Consider the following 21213-nt stretch of genomic DNA (forward strand, 5'->3'; position numbering starts at 1 on the left):
GCTTCAGGCGACAAACTGCTGCCAGGCGGTGGAAAATGGCATCACCAGCAGCAGCGACGGCAGCATGTTGGCGGTGGGGAAATGGCGAATACCGCAAAGCCGAAAACCGGTCGCCAGCATAATAATACCGCCGCAGGCAGTAAAATCAGCGATCATCGATGGGCTTATCAGCGTCATAATAAACGTGGCGGCGAAGAACAGAATCACGAAGATGATCAGCTGGGGAATAAAAATCGCGGTGATAATGTAGCCCAGCGTGGATGCGAAAATAGCGGCGGTGAAAAAGTCGAGTATCGACTTGGTCAGTAGAATGGTCGGGTCGCCGGTCATCCCTTCGGTTAGGGCGCCAAAAATACCGGTACCGCTAGCGCAGAACAGGATCAGCACCGCGATAAACTGGTTCATAAAATCTCCGCCTTCTACACCAGCGTTGTTTTGGCCTGGAAAAATGCGCTCGATGGGCGTGCGTAGTTTGGTGCCCGCCCGCTCAATCCACTTCTCAATATTCAACAGGCCGCCAATAATCGTGCCGATGATAACGGCCAGCGCAATGGGCGGCAGATTGATCAGTTTGTTAAGGAAGAACACGCCCATACTGATAGAGATTAACCCGGAAATAAGCGGTAGCGTTTTCTTAAAGTGGTCCGGGATAAATCGGTTGAGCGAGGCGCCTGCAATTGCGCCAACGAGTAATGAACCGCTGCAAACAAAAATACCTATCGGCATACTATATTCTCCCTGTAATAAAATCAGGGCCTGAAATCAGACCCTGAAGCGTGTTTTTTAAATTATTTGATATTAAAAACGCGGCTGGCATTGCCCCAGGCTATTTTATCTTTTAGCCCTGTTTCCATCTCCAATGGATCAAACCAGTCGCAGGCCTGATGAATATCTTCATACGGATAATCGACGGAGAACATCACGCGATCGGCACCCATCACTTCAATCGCATTATTTAGCGAGTGAGTATTAAAATGACCGCTGGTGGTGACAATAAAGTTATTTTGCAGATAGTGCATTAACGGTTTTTCCGCCTTGCCCAAACCGCAGCCGAAACGCTGACGATAGAGACGATGTTGAGTGCGCGGCAGCATGTGTACCAGCCCTTCACCGAGGTGTCCCAGCACCAGATTAAGGTTTGGATAACGGTCGAACAGGCCGCTCATCATCAGGCGAATGGCATGAACGGCGGTTTCCTGCGCAAAGCCCCAGGCGGAACCGATCAGGCTTTCGTAACCGGTATAAATACCGCGAGCCGGGCCTTCCAGCGGTTCACGCGGATGCAGGTACACCGGCACGTTTAACTCGTTAACTTTATCCCAAAATACCAACATGGATTCATCATCAAGATACAGGCCATGTTCGTTATCTTTGACGTTGGTATAGCCGTTAATCAACGCGCCTTTCATGCCCAGTTTTTTCACCGCGCGCTCCAGCTCTTCCGCCGCCGCTTCCGGGTTTTGTAACGCCAGCGTGGCGAAAGCGCTAAATTTATCCGGATTCGGTTTTACATAATTATCAACGATAAAGTCGTTAGTGTCGCGAGCGAAAGAGACCGCTTTGGCTTTATCTAAAATAGATTGCGCGCCGGGTGAAGTCAGAGAAAGAATTACGTGGTCAATATTACGTTGCGCCATCTCTTCGAGCTGAATACTGCGGTCTAGCAGGCGGCGTTCAACATCTTGCATATATTCGCTACCGTTACGGTTAGCTTCGCCGGTCGAATCCCACAAACGATTATTTTCAGGGGTGGATACATGTTCTTCTAAAGCGATTTTTCCGCGCATGATAAGTTCCTTTATTTATTCTATCGATATGAACTGATGCGAGGAGATTAAAATGTTTGACGTATTGACAGCAATAAACCAAATAGAATACGGCGTATCAGTAATACTAATACAGCCGATTCTTTTATGATTTAAATGCTAATAGAACCGCCAGAGGCGGCAAGGCCTACAATCTGCGTGCGCAGCCAGATATGCCCTGGGTCGCGGTGCAGGCGCTGGTGCCAGACCTGGCGAATCGCGATGTTAGCCAGTGAGAAAGGCAGCGGCCAGCTGCGGCAGGGGTAACGTCTGGTGATGTGGCGCGCCAGCTGTTCCGGCACCACCGCGATCATCTCGCTGCCGGCAACCAGCTCGCCTGCGCCTAAAAAGCTGGGCAGCGTCAATGCGATGCGTCGCGGCATACTGTGTTCCGCGAGCAGTTTATCAATATCACCGTGGGCGGTGCCGTTGACGCGAACCGCAAGATGCTTTTCCTGACGCCAGTCTTCGGCGCTGAAATGATGACGAATGCGCGGGTGATTGTCCGCTGCCAGACAAACATACGATTGATCGAACAGATGCTGCTGATAGACGCTATCCGGCAACTGGGTAAGATACCCGATCGCCAAATCACATTTCCCGGATTCCAGCGCGCTAAGCGTTTGATCGTCAATATTCAGCACCGTAAAGGTGATGTCGCTGGCTTCCAGCCGTTGGATCTGGCTTTGCAGCAAAGGAAGAAGCGTCATCTGGCTGATATCGGTCATGCCGATGGTGAAGTTACGGTTGCTCTCTTGTGGGATAAATTCCGGCTTAGCCGCCAGATCGGTATCGGCCAATTGCAGCAGAGTAAAAATAGTGGGGGCGATAGCGTCCGCGCGCGGCGTTGGCGCCATTCGTTGACCAACGCGCACAAATAGCGGGTCGTCAAAGTGCTCGCGTAGCTTTTTTAGCAGCAGGCTTCCGGTTGGCTGGCTGATATCAAGCGCTTCCGCCGCCGGAGAGACATTCCCCAAACGGTAGAGCGCGGAGAAAAAGCGTAGTGATTTGAAATCCAGTTCTTCCCGCATGCGCCCTCCTGGCCGGAAATTACCTCGCCGCGTCGTCGTTGATCAGCAGCGCCCAGTGGACATAGCTTTGCCACTGGCACTCTTGCTCGACCATTTCCCGGCCCAGCGGATGTTCTTCCAGCCAGTCATCCGGCAGCGTCAGCGTCAGTTTTTCGTCGTCGGCGGTAAGCTGAATGGTTGGCAGGAGATCGTCGCGCCGGCGGCTGGCAAACAGAATCGCCAGTCGCTGCAGGCGACACAGATGTTCGGCAACGCGCGGCGGTACCGCGTTTTGCTGATGGAGCGAAGAAAGGTCGATGGCGTTAGTCTGGTTGAGCAGCAGCGTGGCGATGAGCTTCTTTTGCGCCGGGGTGAAGCCGGGTAGGTCGAGGTTATTGACCAGATAGGCGGCGTGCTGCGGCGCGCGTTTAAAATCAACGCTCAGGCCAATTTCATGTAGCGCGCAGGCGCTGACGAGTAAATCGCGGCTAAGCGGATCCAGCTCCCAGCCGCTTTCCAGTTGATCCACCAGATGGGTGGCCAGATTAGCCACCCGCTGCGCCTGTTCGGTATCGATCATAAAGCGCCGCTGAATATTACGCAGCGTGCGGCTACGAATATCCTGATCGACAGAAAGGTGCAACATGCCGTAGACCAGCCCTTCGCGTAAGGCGCCGCCAGCCAGCGTCATGCACTGAATATTCAGTTCGCTAAAGATAGCAATCAGAATGGCAAGGCCGCTCGGAAAAACCAGGGCGCGTTCGAGCGTCAGCCCTTCGATTTCCAGCTCTTCGAGTCGGCCGCACTGGATGGCGCGCTGCTTAAGCTGCTGTAGCTTGCTGAGGGTGATGCGCTCATCCATTCCCTGCGCCATCATAATTTCCTGCAGCGCCTGCACGGTGCCTGAAGCGCCGACGCACACTTTCCAGCCGTGATAACGCAGGACATCGGCGATCGGACGCAGCACATCGCGCGCCGCCGCTTCAGCGAGATCGAAGTTTTCTTTAGTCAGACTACGGTCGGAGAAGTAGCGTTCAAGCCAGGTGACGCAGCCCATCGACAGGCTGAACAGCGAGGTGGTTTGCGCGCCGGTGCCGGTCACCAGTTCAGTACTGGCGCCGCCGATATCCACCACCAGACGCTGATCGGCGCCGCCGGTGGTATGGGCTACGCCCTGGTAGATTAGGCGGGCTTCTTCTTCACCGCTAATCACCTGGACGGGGCAACCGAGGATTTCCTGCGCTTTCGCCAGAAACTCGCCGGCGTTGACCGCCAGACGCAGGGTGGCGGTGGCGACGACGCGAATTTGCGCCGAAGGAATATCCTGCAAACGCTCTGCAAACAGGCGTAAGCACTGCCAGCCGCGCTCCATCGCTTCCGCGGAGAGCGCATTATCGCTATTCAGGCCAGCGGCCAGACGCACCTTGCGCTTAATGCGGCTCAGCGTTTGAATACTGCCTGCCACCTCGCGCACCACCAACATATGAAAACTATTGGAGCCAAGGTCGATGGCGGCATACAGCGAGGTGGAACTCATACTCTTCATCTTTCAGGCGGCTCCTGTGTCGACTGGGCTTCGTTGCCCATTCCACTTATCTGAACGCGTTGCCCGGGATTATCTCCGTGGCGCATCCTGAAAGATTTCGCGTATGGCATAGATGTTAACCTGAACGACGACGATTGCGTGGCGGGCCATTACGGCGCGGGCCATTACCTGGGCGGGTACGCGTCAAACGCAACGGCTTCGGTAAATCGGTCATCAGCGCGTCCGGATTGTACTTGCTGACCGGGATCGAATGGCCGATATAGGTTTCGATTGCCGGCAGATTCAGTGCGTACTCTTCGCAGGCCAGACTGATGGAGTGTCCGCTGGCGCCCGCGCGGCCGGTACGGCCGATACGGTGGACATAGTCTTCGCAGTCATCCGGCAGGTCATAGTTAAAGACATGAGTGACGGCGGGGATATGCAGACCGCGAGCGGCTACGTCGGTCGCAACCAGAATATCGAGATCGCCGCGGGTGAACTCTTCGAGAATACGCAGGCGTTTTTTCTGCGCTACGTCGCCGGTCAGCAGGCCAACGCGATGCCCATCTGCCGCCAGATGGCCCCAGATATCTTCACAACGATGCTTGGTGTTGGCGAAAACAATAGCGCGGTCAGGCCATTCTTCTTCCAGCAGCGTCTGCAGCAGGCGCATTTTTTCGTCGTTGGAAGGGTAGAACAACTCTTCTTTAATGCGGTGGCCGGTTTTCTGTTCCGGTTCGACTTCAACGTACTCGGCGTTGTTCATTTGTTCGAACGCCAGTTCGCGTACGCGGTAAGACAGCGTGGCGGAGAACAGCATGTTCAGGCGCTGAGTGGCCGGCGGCATGCGGCGGAATAGCCAGCGGATATCTTTAATAAAGCCGAGATCGTACATGCGATCGGCTTCGTCCAGCACGACAACCTGAATGGCGCCGAGATTAATGTGGTTTTGTTTAGCGTAATCGATAAGGCGACCGGTGGTGCCGATCAGAATATCAACGCCGCTTTCCAGTACTTTCAGCTGCTTATCGTAGCCGTCGCCGCCATAAGCCAGACCGAGCTTCAGGCCGGTCGCCTGCGCCAGCGGTTCGGCGTCAGCGTGAATCTGTACCGCCAGCTCGCGCGTCGGCGCCATGATCAGCGCGCGCGGTTGGTTAACCTGGCGGTCTGCGATGGCCGGGTGAGAGAGAAGATAATGAAACGTTGACGTCAGAAACGCCATCGTTTTACCGGTACCGGTTTGCGCCTGCCCGGCGACATCGCGGCCTTCCAGCGTGAGCGGAAGGGCGAGAGCCTGAATGGGTGTGCAATTATGAAACCCTTTTTTTTCAAGGGCTTCGACAACTGCCGGGTGCAGGGCGAAGTCGGAAAACTTCTGTTCTGTCAAATGTGTTTTGCTCATAGTGTGGTAGAATATCAGCTAACTATTGCATTAAGAAAGCGTATCCGGTGAAATAACGTCAACCTTTCGTTGGCGATATACGAAATTATTCAAGGTGCGTCTCCGGCTACTGAATGGATCCCGGAAAGCTTAGACTACTAAGCGCAACGGGGGCGGTAAATCTGCCGCAGGTTGATTTGCAGACAGTGCGCTTAAGCATCGGCGGTGGTGGTCCATGGTGGATCCATTCCCGCAGGTAGCTTATAAAAGAGGCATCCTGAAGAATAGCGTGCATAACGTAGCATCAACACGTCGTTGATGACTGCGACACCAACACACCAGGCTTATTCCTGTGGAGTTATATATGAGCGATAAAATTATTCACCTGACTGACGACAGTTTTGACACGGACGTACTCAAGGCTGACGGGCTGACCCTCGTCGATTTCTGGGCAGAGTGGTGTGGTCCGTGCAAAATGATCGCCCCGATTCTGGATGAGATCGCTGAAGAGTATCAAGGCAAACTGACCGTGGCTAAACTGAACATCGATCAGAACCCGGGCACGGCGCCGAAGTACGGCATCCGCGGCATCCCGACGCTGCTGCTGTTCAAGAACGGCGAAGTCGCGGCGACTAAAGTCGGCGCGCTGTCCAAAGGCCAACTGAAAGAGTTCCTCGACGCCAACCTGGCGTAATCGGTTTGCCATTCCGGCGTCCGGATTCCTATTTTTTGTGGAACTCTGGACGCCCGGCCTGAGTCGTGCTAAGTTAATTCCAGACTTCGTTTTAAACATACCTATTGTTTGAATCTTGTTTTACCCAAAGCGTCCCGCAGACTATGCGCGTGAGGCTAATAATTCCGGGCTTATCACTCATTCCGTCTTGTCGTTTCAGTTCTGCGTTCTTTCCTGTGACCAGGCAACGTACAGACACGAGATGAAGCCGCTAACAGGCATGGATGTTCCTGCCATACCATTCACAACATTAAGTTCGAGATTTACCCCGAGTTTAAGAACCCACACCACTATGAATCTTACCGAATTAAAGAATACGCCGGTTTCTGAGCTGATTACTCTCGGCGAAAATATGGGGCTGGAAAACCTGGCTCGTATGCGTAAGCAGGATATTATTTTTGCCATCCTCAAGCAGCATTCAAAGAGTGGCGAAGATATCTTTGGCGATGGCGTACTGGAGATACTGCAGGATGGATTTGGATTCCTCCGCTCAGCAGACAGCTCCTACCTCGCCGGTCCAGACGACATCTACGTATCCCCCAGCCAAATCCGCCGCTTCAACCTCCGCACTGGTGACACCATTTCCGGTAAGATTCGTCCTCCTAAAGAGGGTGAACGTTACTTCGCGCTGCTGAAAGTTAACGAAGTTAACTACGACAAGCCGGAAAACGCGCGTAACAAGATTCTGTTCGAGAACTTAACGCCGCTGCACGCGAATTCACGCCTGCGTATGGAGCGTGGTAATGGTTCTACCGAAGACTTAACCGCCCGCGTACTGGATCTGGCATCGCCGATTGGCCGCGGCCAGCGTGGCCTGATCGTCGCGCCGCCGAAAGCCGGTAAAACCATGCTGCTGCAGAACATCGCGCAGAGCATCGCATACAACCATCCTGACTGCGTGCTGATGGTGTTGCTTATCGACGAACGTCCGGAAGAAGTGACCGAGATGCAGCGTCTGGTTAAAGGTGAAGTTGTCGCTTCTACCTTTGACGAACCCGCATCTCGTCACGTGCAGGTTGCCGAAATGGTTATCGAGAAAGCGAAACGTCTGGTTGAGCACAAAAAAGACGTTATTATCCTGCTCGACTCCATTACCCGTCTGGCCCGTGCCTACAACACCGTAGTTCCGGCTTCCGGTAAAGTGCTGACCGGTGGTGTGGACGCCAACGCCCTGCATCGTCCGAAGCGCTTCTTCGGTGCGGCGCGTAACGTGGAAGAGGGCGGCAGCCTGACTATCATCGCTACCGCGCTTATCGATACCGGCTCTAAAATGGATGAAGTTATCTACGAAGAGTTCAAAGGCACCGGTAACATGGAACTGCACCTCTCCCGTAAGATTGCGGAAAAACGCGTCTTCCCGGCTATCGACTACAACCGTTCCGGTACCCGTAAAGAAGAGCTGCTGACCACCCAGGAAGAGCTGCAGAAAATGTGGATCCTGCGCAAAATCATCCATCCTATGGGTGAAATCGACGCAATGGAGTTCCTCATTAATAAGCTGGCGATGACCAAAACTAACGACGACTTCTTCGATATGATGAAGCGTTCGTAGGACGGAATACGCCGAAAAAACGCCACGCGATTGCGTGGCGTTTTGTTTTGTAGCTTTGTATGATCCAGGCGGGAAAAGCGCCGCCAGCGTTGCCGTATGATATGCGCGGCGGGTAAGGCAGAAAGGACTTTAACAGTCTAAAATATATACAATAAATTTGTAATGTTCTGCTTTTCCCCTTCAGGAGTGGAGACATCATCGTTATACTCCCCGGATTAACTATGCTGAGAGCACATGTGTTGTGAATTTACTCACTGCTATTACTGAATTAATCAGTGTTTTCTTATTCACGACCCTGTTTATATTTGTTGCCCGTAAAGCAGCGAAAAAAATTGGGTTAGTGGATAAGCCAAACTATCGGAAACGGCATCAAGGTTTGATTCCGTTAGTTGGTGGTATCTCAGTTTATGCCGGTATTTGTTTTACCTTTGCGATTGCCGATTATTATATCCCTCATGCCACGCTGTATCTGGCCTGTGCGGGCGTGCTGGTGTTGGTTGGCGCGTTGGATGACCGATTTGATATCAGCGTAAAAATTCGTGCGGTTATTCAGGCCGCGATAGCCGTTATCATGATGACGGCGGGTAATCTGCATCTCAGCAGCCTCGGCTATATTTTCGGTTCGTGGGAGTTAGTCCTCGGCCCCTTTGGTTTTTTCCTCACGCTTTTCGCCGTTTGGGCGGCAATCAACGCCTTCAATATGGTGGATGGCATTGACGGGTTGCTCGGCGGGCTTTCGTCCGTTTCCTTCGCCGCAACCGGCATCATCTTATGGTTTGACGGCCAGTACAGCCTGGCGATGTGGTGTTTTGCGATGATCGCCGCCATCCTGCCCTATATTTTACTTAATCTCGGCGCGCTTGGACGTCGCTATAAAGTGTTTATGGGCGATGCCGGCAGCACCATGATTGGCTTCACCATTATCTGGATCCTGCTGGAGACTACGCAGGGTAAAACGCATCCCATCAGCCCGGTGACGGCGCTGTGGATTATTGCGATTCCTTTGATGGATATGGTGGCGATTATGTATCGCCGCCTGAGAAAGGGGATGAGCCCGTTCTCGCCGGATCGTCAGCATATTCATCATTTGATAATGCGTGCCGGGTTTACTTCCCGGCAGGCCTTTGTCCTGATTACGCTGGCTGCCGCTTTACTGGCGCTGGTCGGCGTAGTGGCGGAATACACCCGTATTGTTCCTGAATGGGTGATGTTAATACTCTTTTTGTTTGCTTTTTTACTTTATGGCTACTGCATTAAGCGCGCATGGAAAGTGGCGCGTCTGGTTAAGCGCATTAGACGCAGAATTCGGCGACACAGCGGCAATAATCCAAATTTAACCAAGTAAAACTGGGGACGTGATGACTCAACCATTACCGGGAGCACAAGCAGTGAACGTTGAGAACGAACTGGATATTCGCGGGCTGTTTCGCGCCTTATGGGCAGGAAAAGGCTGGATAGTCGGCACCGCCGTGCTATTCGCGCTGATCGTTCTTATTTATTCCTTTTTTGCTCGCCAGGAGTGGAGCGCGACGGCAATTACCGACCGGCCGACCGTCAATATGCTGGGCGGATACTATTCGCAACAGCAGTTCTTACGTAACCTGGATATCAAAGCCGATCTGGCTTCGGTAGACCAACCTTCCGCCATGGATGAGGCATACAAAGAGTTCATTATGCAACAGGCGTCATGGGATACCCGCCGTGACTTCTGGCTGCAGACCGACTACTACAAGCAGCGTCAGTCAGGTAACGCGCGCGCGGATGCGGCGATGCTTGACGATCTCATTAACGATATTCAGTTTATCCCGGGCGACCCGCTGAAAAGCGTCAATGACAGCATCAAGCTGACGGCGGAGACCGCGCCAGATGCCAATAATCTGCTGCGTCAGTACGTCGCTTTCGCCAGTCAGCGTGCCGCCGGTCATCTTAATGATGAGCTGAAGGGCGCCTGGGCGGCGCGTACCGTACAGATGAAAGCGCAGGTGAAGCGTCAGGAAGAGGTGGCGAGCGAGATCTACAACCGCCGCGTGCAGAGCGTCGAGCAGGCGTTGAAAATCGCCCAGCAGCATAACATTTCGCGCAGCGAGACCGATGTTCCAGCGGAGCAGCTGCCGGCCTCCGAACTCTTCTTACTGGGCCGGCCGATGCTGCAGGCGCGCCTCGAAAATCTGCAGGCCGTAGGGCCGGAATACGATCTCGACTATGACCAGAACCGCGCCATGCTGAACACGCTAAACGTTGGCCCGACGCTGGATCCACGTTTTCAGACTTACAGATATTTGCGTACGCCGGAAGAACCTGTAAAACGCGATAGCCCGCGGCGCGTATTTCTGATGATCATGTGGGGGATTGTGGGCGCGCTCATCGGCGCAGGCGTGGCGTTAGCACGTCGTCGTGTCCAGTGAATGGGGCCTGTGATGAAGGCTCCGCGCCATCATCACCTAATCGAAGAGAATCGATGTGAAAGTACTAACTGTATTTGGCACGAGACCAGAAGCCATCAAGATGGCGCCGCTGGTCCATGCGCTGGCAAAGGATCCTCATTTTGAGGCAAAGGTTTGCGTAACCGCGCAGCATCGGGAGATGCTCGATCAGGTGTTGAAACTGTTTTCGATTACGCCGGACTACGATCTGAACATTATGCAGCCGGGTCAGGGATTAACCGAGATCACCTGCCGCATTCTGCAAGGTTTAAAGCCGGTACTGGAGTCGTTTAAGCCGGACGTAGTGCTGGTCCATGGCGATACCACGACGACGATGGCGGCCAGTCTGGCGGCGTTTTATCAGCGGATCCCGGTGGGCCACGTGGAAGCGGGCCTGCGTACCGGCGACCTGAACTCGCCGTGGCCGGAAGAGGGCAACCGCACGCTGACAGGGCGCCTGGCGATGTACCATTTCGCCCCGACCGCCACCTCGCGCGATAACCTGCTGTGGGAAAATATTGACGCAGAGCGCATTACCGTCACCGGCAATACGGTGATCGATGCGCTGTTCTGGGTTCGCGATCGTGTCCTTGGCGACGAGGCGCTGCGCAATGAACTGATGCAGCGCTACCCGTTCCTTGAAGAGGATAAGAAATTAATTCTGGTGACCGGCCACCGTCGCGAGAGCTTTGGTCTCGGCTTCGAGCACATTTGCCATGCGCTGGCGGATATCGCCAGCCATCATCCTGATGTGCAGATTGTTTATCCGGTTCACCTGAACCCGAACGTCAGCGAACCGGTCAACCGTATTCTTGGCCATGTCGCTAACGTGAAATTAATTGAACCGCAGGATTACCTGCCGTTCGTCTGGCTGATGAATCGGGCGTGGCTGATTCTGACCGATTCCGGCGGGATTCAGGAAGAGGCGCCGTCGCTGGGGAAACCGGTACTGGTGATGCGCGAAATGACTGAGCGCCCGGAGGCGGTCGCCGCTGGCACCGTGCGGCTGGTCGGCACCGACAGGCAGCGTATCGTCGATGAAGTCACCCGGCTGCTGCAGGATGATGCCGCCTGGCAGGCGATGAGTCGGGCCCATAACCCTTACGGCGATGGTCAGGCATGCGATCGTATTTTATCCGCCCTTAAAAATAATCAGGTAACGCTATGAGTTTTTCTACCATTTCAGTGATTGGCCTTGGGTACATTGGTCTGCCAACCGCTGCCGCATTTGCTTCCCGGCAACGGCGGGTGGTTGGCGTGGACATCAATCAACACGCCGTTGAGACCATTAACCGTGGTGAGATTCATATCGTCGAGCCGGATTTAGCGAGCGTCGTGAAAACGGCGGTTGAACAGGGATATTTAAGCGCCACCACCGTGCCGGTGGAGTCTGACGCCTACCTGATTGCCGTTCCGACGCCGTTTAAAGGCGGGCATGAGCCAGATATGGCCTTTGTTGAATCCGCCGCTAAATCTATTGCGCCGACCCTGAAGAAAGGGGCGTTAGTGATCCTGGAATCCACCTCGCCGGTCGGCTCGACTGAACAGATGGCCGAGTGGCTGGCGGCGATGCGCCCCGATCTCAGCTTCCCACAGCAGGTTGGCGAGGCGGCCGACGTTAATGTCGCCTACTGTCCGGAGCGCGTGCTGCCGGGGCAGGTGATGGTTGAGCTCATCAAAAACGACCGCGTTATTGGCGGAATGTCGCCGGTCTGCTCGGTGCGCGCCAGTGAGCTGTATAAAATTTTCCTTGAAGGCGAATGCGTAGTGACTAACTCGCGCACTGCGGAAATGTGCAAGCTGACGGAAAACAGCTTCCGCGACGTCAACATCGCCTTTGCTAACGAACTATCGCTGATTTGCGCCGATCAGGGGATCAACGTCTGGGAACTCATCCGCCTGGCGAACCGCCATCCGCGCGTCAATATTCTGCAGCCGGGTCCGGGCGTCGGCGGCCACTGTATCGCCGTCGACCCGTGGTTTATCGTGGCGCAAAACCCGCAGCAGGCGCGTCTGATTCGCACCGCGCGCGAGGTTAACGACCACAAGCCGGAATGGGTAATCGATCGGGTAAAAGCACAGGTTGCCGAGTGCCTGAATGCCAGCAATAAACGCGCCAGCGAACTGACTATTGCCTGCTTCGGCCTGGCTTTTAAGCCTAACATTGATGACCTGCGCGAAAGCCCGGCGATGGAAATTGCCGCGCAGATCGCCCGCTGGCACAGCGGCGCGACGCAGGTGGTTGAGCCCAACATTCATGCGCTGCCGAAGAAACTTGATGGCCTGTGTACGCTGGCGACCCTCGATGACGCGCTGGCGAGCGCCGATGTGCTGGTGATGCTGGTCGATCACAACGAGTTTAAAGCCGTTAGCGGCGATAGCGTTACTCAGGCCTATATCATCGACACCAAAGGAGTGTGGCGGTGAGAACGATTCTGGTCACCGGCGGCGCGGGCTTTATTGGCTCCGCGGTAGTGCGTGAAATCATCCAGCACACCGCCGATCGCGTCGTGGTCGTGGATAAGCTGACCTACGCCGGCAATTTGATGTCGCTGGCGCCGGTGGCGCAGGATGCGCGTTTTGCCTTTGAACAGGTGGATATCTGCAACCGAGCCGAGCTGGATCGCATCTTCCGCCAGCATCAACCCGATACGGTGATGCACCTCGCGGCGGAAAGCCATGTCGATCGTTCCATCGATGGCCCGGCGGCGTTCATCGAAACCAATATCGTCGGTACCTATACGCTGCTGGAAGCCGCGCGCAGCTGGTGGAATACGCTGGCGGCGGAGCAAAAATCGGCGTTTCGCTTCCATCATATCTCGACGGATGAAGTGTATGGCGATCTGCACGGCAGCGATGATTTCTTTACCGAGACCACGCCCTATGCGCCAAGCAGTCCTTATTCGGCCTCGAAAGCTAGCAGCGACCATCTGGTGCGCGCCTGGCAGCGTACCTATGGCCTGCCGACGCTTATCACTAATTGCTCGAATAACTACGGCCCGTATCACTTCCCGGAGAAGCTGATCCCGTTGATTATTCTCAACGCGCTGGCGGGAAAACCGCTACCGGTTTACGGTAACGGCCAACAGATTCGCGACTGGCTGTACGTCGAGGATCACGCCAGAGCGCTGTATCTGGTGGCGACCCGCGGCGAGCCGGGCGAAACTTACAATATCGGCGGTCATAACGAGCGTAAAAACATCGAGGTGGTGGAAACCATTTGCGAACTGCTCGAAGAGCTGGCGCCGCATAAACCGCAGGGCGTGGCGCACTATCGCGATCTGATTACCTTCGTCGCTGACCGGCCGGGCCACGATCTGCGTTATGCGATTGACGCGGCGAAGATTGCACGCGAGCTGGGCTGGACGCCGGATGAGACCTTTACTTCCGGTATGCGCAAAACCGTCCAGTGGTATCTGGCAAATGAGGCATGGTGGCGACAGGTTCAGGACGGTAGCTATCAGGGCGAGCGTCTTGGGCTGCACGGCTAACTGGCCCAGGGGGGCATGATGAAAGGTATTATTCTGGCAGGCGGTTCCGGTACGCGCCTGCATCCCATCACGCGCGGCGTGTCGAAACAGCTGCTGCCGATTTACGACAAGCCGATGATTTACTACCCGCTGTCGGTGTTAATGCTGGCCGGGATCCGTGAAATCCTTATCATCACCACGCCGGAAGATCAGCGCGATTTCCAACGCCTGCTTGGCGATGGTTCCGAGTTCGGTATCCAATTGCAGTATGCCGTTCAGCCGACGCCGGATGGTTTAGCCCAGGCGTTTATCATCGGCGAAGCGTTTCTCAACGGCGAACCGGCGTGCCTGGTGTTGGGCGATAATATCTTCTTTGGCCAGAGCTTTAGTCCTAAGCTGCGTAGCGTCGCAACCCGCACCGAAGGGGCGACGGTATTTGGCTATCAGGTGATGGATCCTGAGCGCTTCGGCGTGGTGGAGTTTGATGACAACTTCCGCGCCTTGTCGCTGGAGGAAAAGCCGAAACAACCGAAGTCGAACTGGGCGGTCACCGGGCTTTATTTCTACGATGGCAAAGTGGCCGAGTACGCCAAACGGGTCAAACCGTCCGAGCGCGGCGAGCTGGAAATTACCTCCATCAACCAGATGTATCTTGAGGATGGCGCGTTAACCGTCGAGCTGCTTGGACGCGGCTTTGCGTGGCTGGATACCGGCACGCACGATAGCCTGATTGAAGCCAGCATGTTTGTGCAAACGGTAGAAAAGCGGCAAGGTTTTAAAATCGCCTGTCTGGAAGAAATCGCCTGGCGTAACGGTTGGCTTGACGATGATGGCGTCAAACGCGCCGCGAAGCGGCTGGAAAAAACCGGCTATGGCCAATACTTGCTGGATCTCCTCCGTGCCCGCCCGCGCCAGTATTGAAGCGCTGGAGTGGGAAAACCGCTTCTTCGCCGTTAATAGCGGCATCGTTCGCTTTGACGAACGCGCGCCGCAGCTCACCGCTGAAGCCCTGGCGGGATGGTCGCGAGTGCAGGCGAAAGTCGCCGCCAGCGACACCGTCCGGCTGGATGCGCTACAGGAGATCGGTTTTCAACTGGTAGAAGGCGAGGTCGATCTGGCGTTGCCGGTGGGCGAGCCGGCTGATGCCGGCGCCGAATGGGCCGTTGAAGGCGACATTGCGCGACTGCGTGAACTGGCGGCGCAGGCCTTTGCCATGAGCCGTTTTCGCGCTCCCTGGTACGCCGCTGACGCCAGCGGCCGGTTCTACGCGCAATGGATCGAAAACGCGGTACTGGGAACCTTTGACCACCAGTGTCTGTTATTTCGCGCGTCCGATGGCGACATCCGCGCATTTGTTTCTTTGCGTCAGCTCAATGACACCGACGCGCGTATCGGCCTGTTGGCCGGACGCGGCGCTGGAGCCGAGCTTATGCAGGCGGCGCGCCACTGGGCGGCGCAACGCGGGCTTTCTACACTGCGGGTGGCGACCCAAATGGGCAACACCGCCGCGCTTAAACGTTATATTCTCAGCGGTGCGAATGTGGAAAGCACCGCGTACTGGTTATACAGGTGACACGATGATTCCATTTAACGCACCGCCGGTGGTGGGGACTGAGCTCGATTACATGCAATCGGCGATGAACAGCGGCAAGCTTTGCGGCGACGGCGGTTTTACCCGTCGCTGCCAGCAGTGGTTTGAACAGCGCTTCGGCACCGCCAAAGCGCTGCTGACGCCATCCTGCACCGCGTCGCTGGAGATGGCGGCGCTGCTGCTGGATATTCAGCCGGGCGATGAAGTCATCATGCCCAGCTATACCTTTGTTTCCACCGCCAATGCTTTTGTACTCCGCGGGGCGAAAATCGTCTTTGTCGATATCCGTCGCGACACGATGAATATTGATGAATCGCTGATTGAAGCGGCGATCACCGATAAAACCCGGGCGATCGTGCCGGTGCATTATGCTGGCGTGGCCTGTGAGATGGACACCATCATGGCGCTCGCCGCCAAATATAACCTGTACGTGGTGGAAGACGCCGCGCAGGGCGTGATGTCCACCTATAAGGGCCGCGCGCTGGGCACCATCGGCCATATTGGCTGCTTTAGCTTCCATGAGACGAAAAACTACACCGCCGGCGGTGAAGGCGGCGCAACGCTTATCAACGATCGTAAACTGGTGGAACGCGCGGAGATCATTCGCGAAAAAGGCACTAACCGTAGCCAGTTTTTCCGCGGTCTGGTGGATAAGTACACCTGGCGCGATATCGGTTCCAGCTATTTGATGTCCGATCTGCAGGCCGCCTATCTCTGGGCGCAGCTGGAAGCCGCTGAACGTATTAACCAGCAGCGTCTGATGCTGTGGCAAAATTATTATGACGCGCTGCTGCCGCTGGCGCGCGCGGGCCGTATCGATCTGCCGGCGGTACCGGCGGATTGCGGGCAAAACGCGCATATGTTCTACATTAAGCTGCGGGATAACGATGACCGCGCGGCGCTGATTAACTGGCTGAAAGAGGCAGAAATTCTGGCGGTGTTCCACTATATTCCGCTCCATAGCTGCCCGGCTGGCGAACAGTTCGGCGAGTTCTGCGGGGAAGATCGTTATACCACCCAGGAGAGCGAACGCCTGCTGCGTTTGCCGCTGTTCTATAACCTGTCTGCGGTAAACCAACGGACGGTGATTAACTCGCTGCTGAGCTACTTCTCCTGATATGTCGTTGGCAAAAGCGTCACTGTGGACCGCGGCGTCCACCTTAGTCAAAATAGGCGCCGGTCTGCTGGTGGTAAAGCTGCTGGCGGTCTCATTTGGCCCGGCGGGCGTGGGCCAGGCCGGTAACTTCCGGCAATTGGTCACCGTCCTTGGCGTACTGGCGGGCGCCGGGATTTTTAATGGCGTCACTAAGCTGGTTGCCCAACATCACGACGATCCGCTACGCCTGAAGCAGGTGGTTGGGACGTCGTCATCAATGGTGCTCGGCTTTTCCACCCTGTTAGCGCTGGTCTTTTTGCTGGCGGCGGCGCCCATAAGCCAGGCGCTGTTCGGCCATTCGCACTACCAGAATCTGGTACGTCTGGTGGCGCTGGTGCAGATGGGGATTGCGTGGGCCAACTATTTGCTGGCGCTGATGAAAGGTTTTCGCGATGCTGCGGGTAACGCTTTTTCGCTGATTGCCGGTAGCCTGATTGGCGTTGCGGCCTATTACGCCTGTTACTACTTCGGTGGTTATCAGGGGGCGCTGTTAGGGCTGGCGTTAGTCCCCGCGTTGGTGGTGGTTCCGGCCGCCATTATGCTATGGCGGCGTGGCGCGATCCCGTTGAGCGCGCTACGCCCGCGTTGGGATAACGGGCTTGCAGGGCAGCTATCGAAATTTACCCTGATGGCGCTGATTACCTCGGTGACGCTGCCGGTGGCCTATGTGATGATGCGTAATCTGCTGGCGGCGCATTACGGCTGGGAGGCGGTCGGTATCTGGCAGGGGGTGAGCAGTATCTCAGATGCCTACCTGCAGTTTATTACCGCCTCCTTTAGCGTGTATCTGCTGCCTACGCTGTCGCGGCTGAGCGCCAAAACGGACATCACGCGTGAGATAGTGAAGTCGTTGAAATTCGTTCTGCCGGCGGTGGCGGCGGCGAGCCTGACGGTCTGGCTGCTGCGCGATTTTGCCATCTGGTTACTGTTTTCCGCGCGCTTCACCGCGATGCGCGACCTGTTCGCCTGGCAGCTGGTGGGCGATGTTTTAAAAGTTGGCGCTTACGTCTACGGCTATCTGGTGATCGCCAAAGCGTCATTGCGTTTTTATATTCTGACGGAAATCAGCCAGTTCACGCTGCTGACCGCATTTTCACACTGGCTTATTCCGGCGCACGGCGCACTTGGCGCGGCGCAGGCGTATATGGCCACTTATATTGTTTATTTCGCCCTTTGTAGTGGCGTGTTTTTACTCTGGCGTAAACGGGCATGACAGCACTGATACACGTACTGGGATCGGATATCCCGCACCACAACCAGACCGTATTGCGGTTCTTTAACGACGAACTGGCCGCCGACGCGCGGGCCAGGACGTTTATGGTCGTGGGTGATGCGACAGGTATGCGTGAGGCGTATCCGGCGCTGGAGATTACCTGCTACCCGGCTAAGAAATCGCTGGCGCAGGCGGTGATTGCCAAAGCGAAAGCCGATCGCCAGCAGCGCTTTTTTTTCCACGGCCAGTTTAATACCGGTCTGTGGCTGGCGTTGTTGAGCGGCGGGATCCGCCCGTCGCAATTTAACTGGCATATCTGGGGCGCGGATCTGTATGAGAACTCCGTTAGCCTGAAATTCCGTCTTTTTTATCCTCTGCGCCGCATGGCGCAAGGGCGGGTAGGGCGCGTCTTCGCCACCCGCGGCGATCTCAGCTGGTTTGCTAATCGCCATCCGCGCGTGCCGGGCGAACTGCTGTACTTCCCGACCCGTATGGATCCGACGCTAAATTCCCTTGCCGATACCGCCCCGCGCGGTGACACCCTGACCATTCTGGTGGGGAATTCCGGCGATCGTAGTAACGAGCATATTGCAGCGCTGAAGGCGATACATCAGCAGTTTGGCGATACGGTGAATGTCATCGTACCGATGGGCTATCCGGCTAACAATGAAGCGTACATTGACGAAGTGCGCCAGGCGGGAGAGACGCTGTTTAGTCGCGAGCATCTGCAGATCCTTAGCGAGAAGCTTGAGTTTGATGATTATCTGGCGCTGCTGCGCCGCTGCGATCTGGGTTATTTCCTGTTTGCTCGCCAGCAGGGTATCGGCACGCTGTGCCTGCTGATTCAGGCGGGTATTCCCTGCGTGCTCAATCGCGAAAATCCGTTCTGGCAGGATATGACCGAACAACAGATCCCGGTGCTGTTTACCACCGATACCCTGGACGCCAATGTGGTGCGCGAAGCACAGCGTCAGTTAGCGAGCGTTGATAAAACGCAAATCGCCTTCTTCCGCCCGAACTATCTGGCGGGCTGGCAGCGGGCGCTACAGCTGGCAGCGGAGGCGCGGGTATGACGTTAATGCAATTTAGCGGGCTGTTGGTGGTCTGGCTACTGTCGACGCTGTTTATCGCTACCGCCACCTGGTTTGAGTTCCGCCGCGTGCGATTTAACTTCAACGTCTTTTTCTCGTTGTTGTTCCTGCTCACCTTTTTCTTCGGCTTCCCGTTAACCAGTATCCTGGTGTTCCGCTTTGACGTCAGCGTAGCGCCACCGGAAATTTTGCTGCAGACGCTGCTGGTTGCGGTGTGTTTCTATGCTATCTACTACGTGACCTACAAAACGCGCCTGCGTCCGGCATCGCGCGATGTTCCACGTCGTCCGCTGTTTACCATGAACCGGGTTGAAACCCATCTGGCCTGGGGGATTTTGATGGGGCTGGCGCTGCTGTGCGTCGGTATCTTCTTCGCCCACAACGGTTTCCTGCTATTTAAGCTCAATTCATACAGCCAGATATTCTCTGCGGAAGTGTCCGGCGTGGCGTTGAAGCGCTTCTTCTACTTCTTTATTCCGGCGATGCTGGTGATCTATTTCCTGCGTCAGGATTACAAGGCGTGGATTTTTTTCCTGGTGAGCACCGTCGCCTTTGGCCTGCTGACCTACGCGATCGTCGGCGGTACCCGCGCCAATATCATTATCGCTTTCGCTATCTTCCTGTTTATCGGCATTATTCGCGGCTGGATCAGCCTGTGGATGCTGGCGGCGGCGGGTGTGCTGGGCATTGTCGGCATGTTCTGGCTGGCGTTGAAGCGCTACGGGATGAACGTTAGCGGCGATGAAGCGTTTTATACTTTCCTCTATCTCACGCGCGATACCTTCTCGCCGTGGGAGAACCTGGCGCTGCTGCTGCAGAACTACGACAAGATTGAGTTCCAGGGGCTGGCGCCGATGATCCGCGACTTCTACGTCTTTATCCCCAGTTGGATGTGGCACGGTCGCCCGACAATGGTGCTGAATACCGCCAATTACTTCACCTGGGAAGTGTTAAACAACCACTCGGGGCTGGCGATATCGCCGACGCTGATTGGTTCGCTGGTGGTGATGGGCGGCGTATGGTTCGTTCCGCTGGGCGCCGTCGCGGTAGGGCTCATCATTAAATGGTTTGACTGGTTGTACGAACTTGGCAATCGGGAGAGCAATCGCTACAAAGCGGCTATCCTGCATAGTTTCTGTTTCGGCGCTATCTTCAACATGATAGTGCTGGCGCGCGAAGGGTTGGATTCGTTTGGCTCCCGCGTGGTGTTTTTCCTCGTGATCTTTGGTATCTGCTTGTTAGCGGCGAAATTGCTGTACTGGCTCCTGGACAGCGCAGGATTGATTCATAAGCGGTTGAAGCCGCTTTCGCAACCGCAGGTATGATAAGGATGAACATGACTGATAACACTTCCGCGCCGCAGTATGCGCTGCGAGGGCTGCAGCTTATTGGTTGGCGCGACATGCAGCATGCGCTCAACTATCTCTTCGCTGACGGCGAACTGCGTCAGGGAACGCTGGTTGCGATCAACGCCGAAAAAATGCTGGCGGTAGAAGATAACCCGGAAGTGCGAGCGCTGATTGAGGCCGCCGAGTTTAAATATGCCGACGGCATCAGCGTCGTGCGCTCATTACGCAAAAAATATCCGCAGGCTGAGGTGTCGCGCGTTGCCGGCGCCGATCTGTGGGAAGCCTTAATGGAGCGCGCCGGGGCGCAGGGAACGCCGGTGTTTCTGATTGGCGGTAAGCCCGAGGTGCTGGCGGAGACGCAAGCGAAGCTGCGTGAGCGCTGGAAGGTGAATATCGTCGGCAGTCAGGACGGCTATTTTTCCGCCGATCAGCGCCAGCAGCTGTTTGAGCGGGTACGCGACAGCGGGGCGAAAATTGTCACCGTCGCGATGGGATCGCCGCGCCAGGAAATTCTGATGCGCGACTGCCGACTGGTGTATCCCGCAGCGCTGTATATGGGCGTTGGCGGCACTTATGACGTCTTTACCGGCCACGTACACCGAGCGCCCAAATTCTGGCAGAACCTGGGGCTGGAGTGGTTCTATCGCCTGCTCCTGCAGCCGAGCCGCATTAAAAGACAGTTCCGTTTACTGCGCTATTTACGTTGGCATTATTCCGGCAAGCTCTGATATTCCACTGCAACCAGAAGAGATTGCATACATATTCTGTGTAATCTCTTCACTCGCCTGATACTTTATTTGCCATTTCCGTAAAATTAATTAACCATTCGCATGCTTCAAACGCGTGGGGGAGACCTGCGCGTCGGCAAGGCTATGGTTTCAATTAATAACAATAACCGGCAGTACCCGGAATAC

Annotated in this window: 19 protein-coding genes; 14 read left to right on the forward strand and 5 right to left on the reverse strand. The window is 55.5% G+C overall.

What is annotated here, in order from left to right; translation table 11 throughout:
• Positions 1 to 3 precede the first annotated feature (3 nt).
• The 5 genes from ABLV17_RS14180 to rhlB all read right to left on the reverse strand — a co-directional run bounded on the left by ABLV17_RS14180 (position 4) and on the right by rhlB (position 5742).
• Entirely contained in the window at positions 4 to 726 is a 723-nt protein-coding gene (locus ABLV17_RS14180; RefSeq protein WP_113374964.1) for a DUF554 domain-containing protein, read from the reverse strand.
• A 62-nt stretch (positions 727 to 788) separates the two neighbouring features.
• Positions 789 to 1787 (reverse strand): amidohydrolase family protein, encoded by a 999-nt coding sequence (locus ABLV17_RS14185; RefSeq protein ID WP_087858714.1) that lies wholly within the window; start codon positions 1785 to 1787, stop codon positions 789 to 791.
• A gap of 131 nt (positions 1788 to 1918) precedes the next feature.
• Positions 1919 to 2836: a LysR family transcriptional regulator gene (locus ABLV17_RS14190; protein ID WP_087858713.1), complete on the reverse strand. Its 918-nt coding sequence runs from the start codon at positions 2834 to 2836 to the stop codon at positions 1919 to 1921.
• A 19-nt stretch (positions 2837 to 2855) separates the two neighbouring features.
• On the reverse strand, positions 2856 to 4361 hold the full coding sequence (gppA, locus tag ABLV17_RS14195; protein ID WP_308957998.1) for a guanosine-5'-triphosphate,3'-diphosphate diphosphatase: 1506 nt from the start codon (positions 4359 to 4361) through the stop codon (positions 2856 to 2858).
• A gap of 115 nt (positions 4362 to 4476) precedes the next feature.
• Positions 4477 to 5742, reverse strand: a complete 1266-nt coding sequence (rhlB, locus tag ABLV17_RS14200; protein ID WP_015368886.1) for an ATP-dependent RNA helicase RhlB — start codon at positions 5740 to 5742, stop codon at positions 4477 to 4479.
• Between the two features lie 343 nt (positions 5743 to 6085).
• On the opposite strand from rhlB, the gene trxA reads away from it, so the two are divergent.
• The 14 genes from trxA to wecG all read left to right on the forward strand — a co-directional run bounded on the left by trxA (position 6086) and on the right by wecG (position 21027).
• Positions 6086 to 6415: a thioredoxin TrxA gene (trxA, locus tag ABLV17_RS14205; protein WP_002883224.1), complete on the forward strand. Its 330-nt coding sequence runs from the start codon at positions 6086 to 6088 to the stop codon at positions 6413 to 6415.
• A gap of 331 nt (positions 6416 to 6746) precedes the next feature.
• The gene (gene rho / locus ABLV17_RS14210) at positions 6747 to 8006 is read left to right on the forward strand and encodes a transcription termination factor Rho (RefSeq protein ID WP_002883293.1); all 1260 of its coding nucleotides are present in this window, start codon (positions 6747 to 6749) and stop codon (positions 8004 to 8006) included.
• 241 nt (positions 8007 to 8247) lie between these two features.
• Positions 8248 to 9351, forward strand: a complete 1104-nt coding sequence (gene wecA, locus ABLV17_RS14215) for a UDP-N-acetylglucosamine--undecaprenyl-phosphate N-acetylglucosaminephosphotransferase (RefSeq protein ID WP_015368885.1) — start codon at positions 8248 to 8250, stop codon at positions 9349 to 9351.
• Positions 9352 to 9364: 13 nt separating this feature from the next.
• Positions 9365 to 10411, forward strand: coding sequence for an ECA polysaccharide chain length modulation protein (gene wzzE / locus ABLV17_RS14220; RefSeq protein ID WP_308957999.1), 1047 nt, complete (start codon positions 9365 to 9367; stop codon positions 10409 to 10411).
• A 55-nt stretch (positions 10412 to 10466) separates the two neighbouring features.
• Entirely contained in the window at positions 10467 to 11597 is a 1131-nt protein-coding gene (gene wecB, locus ABLV17_RS14225; protein ID WP_308958000.1) for a UDP-N-acetylglucosamine 2-epimerase (non-hydrolyzing), read from the forward strand.
• Complete coding sequence (wecC, locus tag ABLV17_RS14230; RefSeq protein ID WP_308958001.1) at positions 11594 to 12856, forward strand: UDP-N-acetyl-D-mannosamine dehydrogenase; 1263 nt, start codon at positions 11594 to 11596, stop codon at positions 12854 to 12856. Before wecB ends, wecC begins: the two co-directional genes overlap by 4 nt.
• Complete coding sequence (gene rffG, locus ABLV17_RS14235) at positions 12853 to 13920, forward strand: dTDP-glucose 4,6-dehydratase (RefSeq protein WP_047038438.1); 1068 nt, start codon at positions 12853 to 12855, stop codon at positions 13918 to 13920. Before wecC ends, rffG begins: the two co-directional genes overlap by 4 nt.
• Positions 13921 to 13938: 18 nt before the next feature.
• Complete coding sequence (rfbA, locus tag ABLV17_RS14240) at positions 13939 to 14820, forward strand: glucose-1-phosphate thymidylyltransferase RfbA (RefSeq protein ID WP_087858709.1); 882 nt, start codon at positions 13939 to 13941, stop codon at positions 14818 to 14820.
• On the forward strand, positions 14798 to 15472 hold the full coding sequence (rffC, locus tag ABLV17_RS14245; protein WP_308958010.1) for a dTDP-4-amino-4,6-dideoxy-D-galactose acyltransferase: 675 nt from the start codon (positions 14798 to 14800) through the stop codon (positions 15470 to 15472). Before rfbA ends, rffC begins: the two co-directional genes overlap by 23 nt.
• Positions 15473 to 15476: 4 nt before the next feature.
• Positions 15477 to 16607 (forward strand): dTDP-4-amino-4,6-dideoxygalactose transaminase, encoded by a 1131-nt coding sequence (gene rffA / locus ABLV17_RS14250; RefSeq protein WP_113374967.1) that lies wholly within the window; start codon positions 15477 to 15479, stop codon positions 16605 to 16607.
• A gap of 1 nt (position 16608) precedes the next feature.
• Positions 16609 to 17859, forward strand: coding sequence for a lipid III flippase WzxE (gene wzxE / locus ABLV17_RS14255; protein WP_045378694.1), 1251 nt, complete (start codon positions 16609 to 16611; stop codon positions 17857 to 17859).
• Positions 17856 to 18932 (forward strand): TDP-N-acetylfucosamine:lipid II N-acetylfucosaminyltransferase, encoded by a 1077-nt coding sequence (locus ABLV17_RS14260; protein ID WP_308958002.1) that lies wholly within the window; start codon positions 17856 to 17858, stop codon positions 18930 to 18932. The genes wzxE and ABLV17_RS14260 overlap by 4 nt, the downstream gene beginning before the upstream one ends.
• Positions 18929 to 20275 (forward strand): ECA oligosaccharide polymerase, encoded by a 1347-nt coding sequence (gene wzyE, locus ABLV17_RS14265; RefSeq protein ID WP_087858705.1) that lies wholly within the window; start codon positions 18929 to 18931, stop codon positions 20273 to 20275. The genes ABLV17_RS14260 and wzyE overlap by 4 nt, the downstream gene beginning before the upstream one ends.
• 11 nt (positions 20276 to 20286) lie before the next feature.
• Positions 20287 to 21027 (forward strand): lipopolysaccharide N-acetylmannosaminouronosyltransferase, encoded by a 741-nt coding sequence (gene wecG / locus ABLV17_RS14270; RefSeq protein WP_015368874.1) that lies wholly within the window; start codon positions 20287 to 20289, stop codon positions 21025 to 21027.
• Positions 21028 to 21213 lie beyond the last annotated feature (186 nt).

The sequence above is a fragment of the Klebsiella sp. CN_Kp091 genome, assembly GCF_040065095.1.
GTDB lineage: Bacteria > Pseudomonadota > Gammaproteobacteria > Enterobacterales > Enterobacteriaceae > Klebsiella > Klebsiella aerogenes.

Bases quoted from the DNA above. Each gene is read 5' to 3' on its own strand.
- wzyE (WP_087858705.1), top strand. From the start codon at position 18,929: ATGACGTTAATGCAATTTAGCGGGCTGTTGGTGGTCTGGCTACTGTCG.
- ABLV17_RS14260 (WP_308958002.1), top strand. From the start codon at position 17,856: ATGACAGCACTGATACACGTACTGGGATCGGATATCCCGCACCACAAC.
- rhlB (WP_015368886.1), bottom strand. From the start codon at position 5,742: ATGAGCAAAACACATTTGACAGAACAGAAGTTTTCCGACTTCGCCCTG.
- rffA (WP_113374967.1), top strand. From the start codon at position 15,477: ATGATTCCATTTAACGCACCGCCGGTGGTGGGGACTGAGCTCGATTAC.
- ABLV17_RS14190 (WP_087858713.1), bottom strand. From the start codon at position 2,836: ATGCGGGAAGAACTGGATTTCAAATCACTACGCTTTTTCTCCGCGCTC.
- trxA (WP_002883224.1), top strand. From the start codon at position 6,086: ATGAGCGATAAAATTATTCACCTGACTGACGACAGTTTTGACACGGAC.
- ABLV17_RS14180 (WP_113374964.1), bottom strand. From the start codon at position 726: ATGCCGATAGGTATTTTTGTTTGCAGCGGTTCATTACTCGTTGGCGCA.
- wecC (WP_308958001.1), top strand. From the start codon at position 11,594: ATGAGTTTTTCTACCATTTCAGTGATTGGCCTTGGGTACATTGGTCTG.
- ABLV17_RS14185 (WP_087858714.1), bottom strand. From the start codon at position 1,787: ATGCGCGGAAAAATCGCTTTAGAAGAACATGTATCCACCCCTGAAAAT.
- gppA (WP_308957998.1), bottom strand. From the start codon at position 4,361: ATGAAGAGTATGAGTTCCACCTCGCTGTATGCCGCCATCGACCTTGGC.
- wzzE (WP_308957999.1), top strand. From the start codon at position 9,365: ATGACTCAACCATTACCGGGAGCACAAGCAGTGAACGTTGAGAACGAA.
- wzxE (WP_045378694.1), top strand. From the start codon at position 16,609: ATGTCGTTGGCAAAAGCGTCACTGTGGACCGCGGCGTCCACCTTAGTC.
- rfbA (WP_087858709.1), top strand. From the start codon at position 13,939: ATGAAAGGTATTATTCTGGCAGGCGGTTCCGGTACGCGCCTGCATCCC.
- rho (WP_002883293.1), top strand. From the start codon at position 6,747: ATGAATCTTACCGAATTAAAGAATACGCCGGTTTCTGAGCTGATTACT.
- wecG (WP_015368874.1), top strand. From the start codon at position 20,287: ATGACTGATAACACTTCCGCGCCGCAGTATGCGCTGCGAGGGCTGCAG.